The sequence below is a fragment of the Stenotrophomonas sp. HMWF003 genome, from assembly GCF_003061285.1.
GTDB lineage: Bacteria > Pseudomonadota > Gammaproteobacteria > Xanthomonadales > Xanthomonadaceae > Stenotrophomonas > Stenotrophomonas maltophilia_AP.
On sequence record NZ_QAIW01000379.1, the window covers coordinates 1 to 7533 of the forward strand.

Here is a 7533-nt window from a genome sequence, read left to right on the forward strand (position 1 = left end):
ACCCACGATGTTGCCGACCGTGCTGCCCACGCCCCCCACCACGTTGCCGAGGGTGTCGCTGACCCCGCCGACCACATTGCCGACGGTGTTGCTCACGCCGCCCACCACATTGCCCAGCGTGTTGCCGACGCCGCCGAGCAGATCGCTCACACCCCCCAGCAGCCCGCCCGATGCCGCGGTCGGCGACAGCGTCAGGGAACTGGTCTGGGCCACGGCCGCATTCGCATCGACCCGCTTCTGGTTGCGGTCGGCGGCCACGACGGCATGGGCCAGCGCATCCACCTTGACCCCGCCGGCGACGCCGGTGGCCAACGTGGAGGTGATGGCATCGTCGACCCCCTCACTGACCGTTTCAGTGCTGCCCAGCGCCACCGTCGCATCGGCCACCACGGTGGCCGCCAGCGTCGGCGCGGACACCGCCGCGACCGCGCCAACGTCGGCGTGAATGCCGGTGCGCGCTGCCACGGGCGTCGCGCTGTCCGGTGCGGCCACCTGCCGCGGCAGGGCCGCCTTGAGCTTGACGTCCACCGCCACGGCCGCCTGCGCCGGGGTGGTCGTTGCCGGCTTGCCCAGCCCCAGGTTGAGGTTGACGTTGGCCGCCGCGCTCAACGCCGGGGTGCTGTCGCCACTGCGCACCATCGCGGCCAGCGCCGCCTCGGCGTCCACCTTCACCGGCAGCGGCGCGTACTTGGCGGTCAGCGCATCCAGATCGCTGCGGGTCTGGCTTTCACCTGCCCATGCCGTTCCGCTGCACAGGGCCAGCGCCAGGCCCATCGACAGCATCGACAGCGGCACCTTCAGGTGCACCACCACCGGGCCGGCGACCAGACTGCCGCGCGAGGTGGCCACTTCCGAGACGACCACCAGGGCATTCAGCCGGTGGCTCCATACCAGTCGAAAGATACGGTTCATCAGGTATTCCCCCGTGTACGAACGATGTGGACTGCATCCATGCCTGTTGGCACTTGGATGTCATTACAGTCGCCACGTCGTTGCGGGGGCACTTCATTCCGGCAGCACCTGCGTGCGTTCCGGCAAGACAAGAACGAAAACCGGCAGTGGCATGCGCAATTCCGGCAGATTGCCGGAAACGTGCATTGCGGGGTCTACAGAAGGCGGCGGTGGCCGCGTGGTCAGGCCGGGCTGCCGATCTGCGCCGGCGCACGCATCAGCGTGTCGCGCGGCAGCTCACCGAATACCCGACGATAATTGTCGGCAAAACGGGACAGGTCCCACAGGCCGCAGCTCAAGGCCACCGCCTTCACCGACTTGCGGCTGGAGTCGGCCATGGACAGCCCGCGGCACGCCGCGCACAGCCGCAGCATGGACAGATACCGGTTCGGGGAAGTGCCGAACAGGTCTTCAAACGCATAGCGCAGTGCGCGCTCGCTGACCCCGGCCGCGTCGCAGATTTCATGCATGTAGATGTAGCGACGCAGGTTGAGCCGCATGAAATTTTCCGCACGCTGCGCGATCAGGTAGTGCGCCCGCCGCGCCCGGGTATTGGAGGGTCGGTCTTCGTTACCCGCCCCCAGCAAGGCCTGTATGTGGTCGTGCAGCAGCGATTCGACCGCGTCTGCGGCCAGTGCCGCGCCAGGGTCGGCAAGCGTGGCGTGCAGCCCCGCGTAACGCTCGAGCAGGCTGGAGCCGGCGCGCGAGACATCGGGATTGAACAGCGACAAGGCCTGTCCGGACGGCAGCGTGCTGCGCAGGCTCAGGGCGGTCAACTTGCGCTGCACGCGCTGCATGGGGGCCAGCAGCACGCTCATGCGCGTGCCCGCACTCAACGTGAACTCGCTGATGCCTTCGGGCAACACGGTCACCACCATGCCGGCACTGAGCGGAATGCCGTGGCACCAGCTCCGTGCCTCGTCGGTGGCGTGGATGAACCCCAGCAGGCACCAGTCCTGCGGCAGCATGAACCGGCCGCGGAAGTGGAACCCGCAGTGCGCGGCAAGGAACAGCGCTTCGTCATGCACCCGGGAATGCAGTGCCGCGCGCGGGCCATTGCCATCCAGCAGCACGGTTTCCAGGTCGCAGACGCGCAGCACCGCGCTCAGCGTGGCCAGGTCGTAGGACCGTAGCGCGCCGTGCTCGCCTGCCTTGCCGTCCACTGCACCATCCACCATGACAGTGATGTCCCCCGTTGGCCTGGATGCGGGCGGCCATTACTGCCACCCGTGCTACTTCCTGTTGCCGCCAATCAACGCCACACGGCGCCTGCACTTTCTGATCCGCGCGTTCGCGAAGGCCATGCCGCCTACATGAACAGTTTATCTTCGCGGGCGGATCGGATTACCTGCTGATTATCGATGCGCATTTTCGGCAAGTATGCATGAACTCGGCGCGCGGTAAAGCCGTCACCGGCAATCGCAGCGGGATGCGCACACAATGCCTGCAAAAGGCGCCCGTTGCGCCCAAATCGCGTCAAAAAACCGTCATCACCTGCGCTTCACTCTATAAACACACTACTTTCACTTTATAAACATTAAATGGTTGTCAAACAGCCGGACCGAATAACCGGAAAACAGTGCAGGCACTCAAGTTCGAACGGCGCCTGCCGTTTATGTGTATTGAAGGACTTTGTTGGCGCCGATCATTCCGGCAGGCATCACCCGGCAGCTCCGTGGCGGAAACCGGGAATGTACGACAGGGGGATACCTATGCAGACGCTCATTGCTACGTGGCTGTTCTCTTCCCCGCATGCGCAGGCGATCACGCCGCGCGCGTCGTTGCCGCCTGCTTACCGCCATCCGAACCCGGCCGCCCTGGACGCATCCAGGTAGGCCGGCGGCTGTTTCGGCAGCCGCCCCCTGCGCAGGGACCGCGCAGCTTACGGGATGGAACCGGCGGAGCCGGAACGCACCATCCACATGCAGGCAGTCCAATCGATTGAACGGAACAGGGAGTAGACCGTCATGAAAGCCTCAATCCGCACGTTTCTTGCTGAAGAAGATGGTGTCACCGCGCTCGAGTACGGCATCCTCGCCGCCGTGATCGCCGGCGTGCTGGTGGTTGCCGCGCGCACCGGCCTCAACGAGATGTTCACCACGCTGTTCGCCAAGCTCAAGTCGCTGGTCGACAGCGCCGGCGGCAGCGCCCCGACCACGCCCGGCTGAGCGTCGCTTCACCCGGATCCAGGATGACCGCAGGCCCGCGCCTGCGGCGACGCCAACGGTGTGCCCCGCACCCGTGTTCGATGCGCCATGGAGGAGCCCTCGGATGTCACTGCTGCCCGTACTGGCCGTGTTGTTGAGTGCACAGGTTGCCATCAGCGATCTGTACGCCCGGCGCGTGTCCAATCGCTGGTTGCTGTGCGTGGGCGTTACGGCCCTGGGCGGGTTGCTGTGGATGTGGGCGGTGCGCGGGGCACCGTTCCCCGGCATGCATCTGGCCGGCGCGGTGGTGGGGCTGGCAGCCCTGCTGCCGTTCTATGCGCTGGGCTGGATGGGTGCCGGGGACGTGAAGTATTTCGCGGTGCTGGGCCTGCTGCTGGGCATGCCGGCACTGCTGCCGATCTGGGTGGTGAGCAGCCTGCTGGCCGGTGCGCACGCGGTCTGCGTGCTGCTGGCGCCCGGCCTGCGCACGGCACTGCCGCTGCGCATGCAGTGGTTGCAGGTGCGTGCACAGGAACAGTGGCAGGCGCGCCCGTTCGTGCGCAAGATCCACGCATCACGCCAGGGCCGCGTCGGCATTCCCTATGCCGCGTACCTGGCGTTTGCCACCGTGGGTTTCATTGCCTGCGGCACTTACGGAGCATCGTCATGACCGCGCACGCACGGCGGCATCGCCAGCGCACACGGCAACGTGGCGTGGTAACCCTCGAATTCGCCTTCATGCTGATCCTCGGCGTGGTGCCGTTGCTGCTGTTGACCTACACCGGGGTGATGATCATGGCTGCCCAGCAGACACTGTCGCTGGCGTCGGCCGAAGGCGCGCGCGCCTCGCTGCGCTATGCCAGCCCCGCCGAACGCCGTGTGGCCGCCTGCCAGGCCGCGCAGCGCTCGATGCAGTGGCTGCTGAATTTCGCCGGACAACAGGCCAACTGCAGCAACGCGGGTGTCCCCCCGATCGTGGTGAGTGCACCTGCGCCCTGCGCGGGCCTGGCCAGCGCGCAGTGCATGCAGGTATCGGTCAGTTACGACTACCGCAGCAAGCCGTTCCTGCCCGGCACGGGCACCGTGTATGGCTGGCTGATGACCCAACCCATCCGCAGTACCGCCGTGGCCCAGCTCGAACTGGGCACACCGTGATGCGCCGCACCGACGCCGTGGAGGCTGTTGCATGCTCAAGCTGACCCGCATTGCCGCCGTGGCACTGATCGCCCTGGCCCTGCTGCTGGCGGTGGTGGCCTTCATGGTCAGTCGACGTGCCGCACCCACCGTGGTCAGTGCGCCACAGGTTGCGGGCCAGCCGCAGCGCTGGCCGGTCGTGGAGGCCGCGGGCGACCTGCCTGCGGGCCGACCAATAAGCGCCGCCGACCTGCGCATCGGCGATGCACCACAGGCACCGGTGGGCGGCTACGCCAGCATCGCCGAGGCCACCGGCGCGGTGCCCGTGCACCCCATTGCCGCGGGCACCGCACTCAACAGCGCCTTGATGGCACGCGGCTACGCACTGCGGCTCAATCCGGGTGAGCGCGCGCTTGCCGTACCGGTCGATGAGCTGGTGGCGGCAGGCAACCGGATCCTCCCGGGCGACTATGTCGACGTCTTCCTCAACCTGCGCGCCCCACCGGGCATGAATACCGACGGCCAGGCGCAGGCACGCCTGTTGTTGTCACGCATGCGGGTGCTCAGCTACGGCGCCGCCGACAGCGCACCTGGCCAGGCCGCGCCCACCGACACGGCCGGCGAGGCCAGCACCGACGCCCGCGCGCAGGACATCCAGGGCAGCGCATCGACCAGCAGCAGCTCCAGCAGCACCAGCACCAGCGCACCGGTGCGCAGTGCGGTGCTGGCGGTACCGGTCGCCGACGCCAACCGCCTGTTGCTGGGCGCGCAACAGGGTCGCCTGTTCCTGGCGCTGCGCAACCCGGCCGATGTTGGCCAACCCGATCAGGAACTGTTTGCCCAGCCTGGCGGCGTGCTGGATGCACGGCGCGAGCTGAGTCCGGAACAGCGGCTGGCGCTGCAGTCCCCCGAGAACGATGCCTATGCCGGCATCGACAGCGACGCACTGGCCGGCCGCAGCACCCGCAGCCCGGCCCGCGCGCCCGCGCCGGTACGCGCCAGTGCGCCGCGCCCGGCACCGCGCCTGGACCGCGGCGTTGAAATCATCCGCGGCGATGTTTCCTCCCACAGCGGCTCGCGTTGAGCCATGCCGAGACCCTCCATGACCCAACGCACTGCCCGCCTGCGCCGTACCCGCCACTGGTCGACCCGCCTGCTGCTGTTGCTGGTGCTGGGCATCTGCCCGGTGGTGGGCATGGCCAATGCCGATGTGGTGCTGCAGACGCGCGAACAGCGCCCGTGGACGTTGCCGGCCGACCTGGACCGGGTTGCCATCGCCGATCCGGGGGTCGCCGATGTGGTGATGCTGCGCGGCCCGCGCCAGGCGCTGCTGGTGGGCAAGGCGCCGGGAACCACCACGCTGTTGCTGTGGCGACGCCAGCACAGCGAACCGCAGCGGATGCAGATCGAAGTGCGCAGCGCTATCCAGGGGGCGCTGCCACCGTCGGGGGACCTGCAGCTCACGCTGCAGGATGGCCAGGGCCTGCTGCAAGGGAGTGCGGCAGGCCTGCTGGACCATGAGCAGAGCCGCAAGGCGGCGACCATGGCGCTGGGCAAAGACGGCCAGCTGGCCGATGTGTCCACCATCGCCAGCGGCGGCGTGGTGCAGGTGGACGTGAAGGTGGTGGAGTTCAACAAGTCGGTGCTGCGCCAGATCGGCATGAGCTTTGCCAACAAGAATTTCAGCGGCAGCAACGGTTTCTTCTACGGCATCACCCGCCCGGGCGGCACGCTGCCGGGCGTACCGCCGGCCACCGATCCGGGCACCGGTCCGGACAACGTGGTGATCACCAATCCGTTGTCCTCCGCGTTCGGCCTGGTGTTCAAGTCGCTTACCCACGGCTGGGACGCCAACATCGACCTGCTGCAGAACAACGGCATGGCCCGCGTGCTGGCCGAGCCCACCCTGGTGGCCCTGTCCGGGCAGAGCGCCAGCTTCCTGGCCGGTGGCGAACTGCCGATCCTGGAACCGCAGGGCCTGGGCACCACCACCGTCACCTTCAAGCCGTTCGGTATCGGCCTGACGGTCACCCCGACCGTGCTGGGCCCCGACCGTATCGCGCTCAAGGTGGCCCCCGAAGCCAGTGACCTGAACTACGCCGCCGGCATCTCCTACAACGGCGTGCAGATCCCCTCGATCACCACCCGTCGCGCCGATACCACGGTGGAGCTGGGCGATGGCGAAACCTTCATCATCGGCGGGCTGGTCAGCAACACGGTCAGCTCCAGCGTCGACAAGATTCCCCTGCTGGGCGACCTGCCGATCATCGGCGCGTTCTTCCGGAGCCTGAACTACAAGCGCGAGGAAAAGGAACTGGTGATCATCGTCACCCCACGGCTGGTGCAGCCGCTGGCCCGCAACACGGTGGTGCCGCTGCCGGGCGACCGCGAGGTCAAGCCCAACCTGCCGGTCTGGGGGGCGTGGCTGCTCAGCCCGGCCTCGTCGGACCAGCTGCCCGGCTTCTCGCGCTGACCCGATGCCAGGAGCCCAGCCCGCATGTCTTCCGCCACCCTCCAGCTGCTGCACCCGATGGCGCCGCCGGTGAGCCTGGTCCTGGTCGCGCCTGACCGCAGCCTGCTGGACGTGCTCGGCGCCAAGCTGCCGGCCGGCACCCGCGTGCACTGGGAGGACAGCCGCGAGTCGATCGCCTCACTGGACGCGCACCGTCGCAACGGCGCCTGTGTGGTGCTGCTCGACTTCCGGCACGAACAGGCCAGCGCCACCACCGACCTGACCCGCCACCTGCAGCGCGCCCTGCCCGACCTGCCGCTGGTGGCGGTCGGCTCCACCGCCAACGATCAACTCGACGGCGTGGTGGCTGCGCTGCGCGCCGGTATCCGCGACATCCTCGACCTGGACGCGTCCACTGCCGATATCGACGCCGTGCTGCGCCGCGCGAGCAGCCCCTCCGGCATGCGCAGCGTGGCACCCGAGGCGGCCCGCAAGGCACGCCTGGTGCTGGTGCTGGGCGTCCGTGCCGGGGTGGGCAGCAGCACCCTGGCCGCGCACGTGGGCGTGCTCGCCCAGCAGCTGGGCCACCCGGGGACGCCTTCGACGGCGAGCCCGAACCTGGCCCCGCCCGACAACAGCCTGCTGCTGCTCGACCTCGGGCTACCAGCCGGCGACGCCGCGTTGTACCTCAACCTGGACAGCCAGTTCCATTACGACGATGCCCTGCGCAATGCCAACCGCATCGACGCCACCTTCGCCCGCACCGCCATGACCCGCCACCCTGGCGGCCTGGCGCTACTCGGCCAGCCGGCTGGCAGCGAGGCCGGCCCGATCGCCGACCCGGCGGTG

General features: G+C 68.3%; 7 protein-coding genes and 1 pseudogene. 6 read left to right on the forward strand and 2 right to left on the reverse strand.

Translation table 11 applies throughout. The annotated features are described in order from the left end of the window. Both DBR34_RS16165 and DBR34_RS16170 read right to left on the reverse strand, forming a co-directional pair. On the reverse strand, window positions 1–912 hold a 912-nt coding region (locus tag DBR34_RS16165; protein ID WP_258224011.1), incomplete at its 3' end, for an ESPR domain-containing protein. 221 nt (window positions 913–1133) lie between these two features. Then, on the reverse strand, window positions 1134–2129 hold the full coding sequence (locus DBR34_RS16170; protein ID WP_128097561.1) for a helix-turn-helix domain-containing protein: 996 nt from the start codon (window positions 2127–2129) through the stop codon (window positions 1134–1136). A gap of 789 nt (window positions 2130–2918) precedes the next feature. On the opposite strand from DBR34_RS16170, the gene DBR34_RS16175 reads away from it, so the two are divergent. The 6 genes and pseudogenes from DBR34_RS16175 to DBR34_RS23445 form a co-directional block, all read left to right on the forward strand. Then, window positions 2919–3119, forward strand: a complete 201-nt coding sequence (locus tag DBR34_RS16175) for a Flp family type IVb pilin (RefSeq protein ID WP_128097562.1) — start codon at window positions 2919–2921, stop codon at window positions 3117–3119. Window positions 3120–3222: 103 nt separating this feature from the next. Further along, window positions 3223–3768, forward strand: coding sequence for a prepilin peptidase (locus DBR34_RS16180; RefSeq protein ID WP_128097563.1), 546 nt, complete (start codon window positions 3223–3225; stop codon window positions 3766–3768). Further along, on the forward strand, window positions 3765–4253 hold the full coding sequence (locus DBR34_RS16185; protein ID WP_128097564.1) for a pilus assembly protein: 489 nt from the start codon (window positions 3765–3767) through the stop codon (window positions 4251–4253). The genes DBR34_RS16180 and DBR34_RS16185 overlap by 4 nt, the downstream gene beginning before the upstream one ends. 31 nt (window positions 4254–4284) lie before the next feature. Continuing rightward, the gene (gene cpaB / locus DBR34_RS16190; RefSeq protein ID WP_128097565.1) at window positions 4285–5316 is read left to right on the forward strand and encodes a Flp pilus assembly protein CpaB; all 1032 of its coding nucleotides are present in this window, start codon (window positions 4285–4287) and stop codon (window positions 5314–5316) included. 18 nt (window positions 5317–5334) lie between these two features. Continuing rightward, window positions 5335–6705: a type II and III secretion system protein family protein gene (locus DBR34_RS16195; protein WP_128097566.1), complete on the forward strand. Its 1371-nt coding sequence runs from the start codon at window positions 5335–5337 to the stop codon at window positions 6703–6705. A 24-nt stretch (window positions 6706–6729) separates the two neighbouring features. Beyond that, a pseudogene (locus DBR34_RS23445) lies at window positions 6730–7533 on the forward strand (fimbrial protein); the annotation flags it as partial.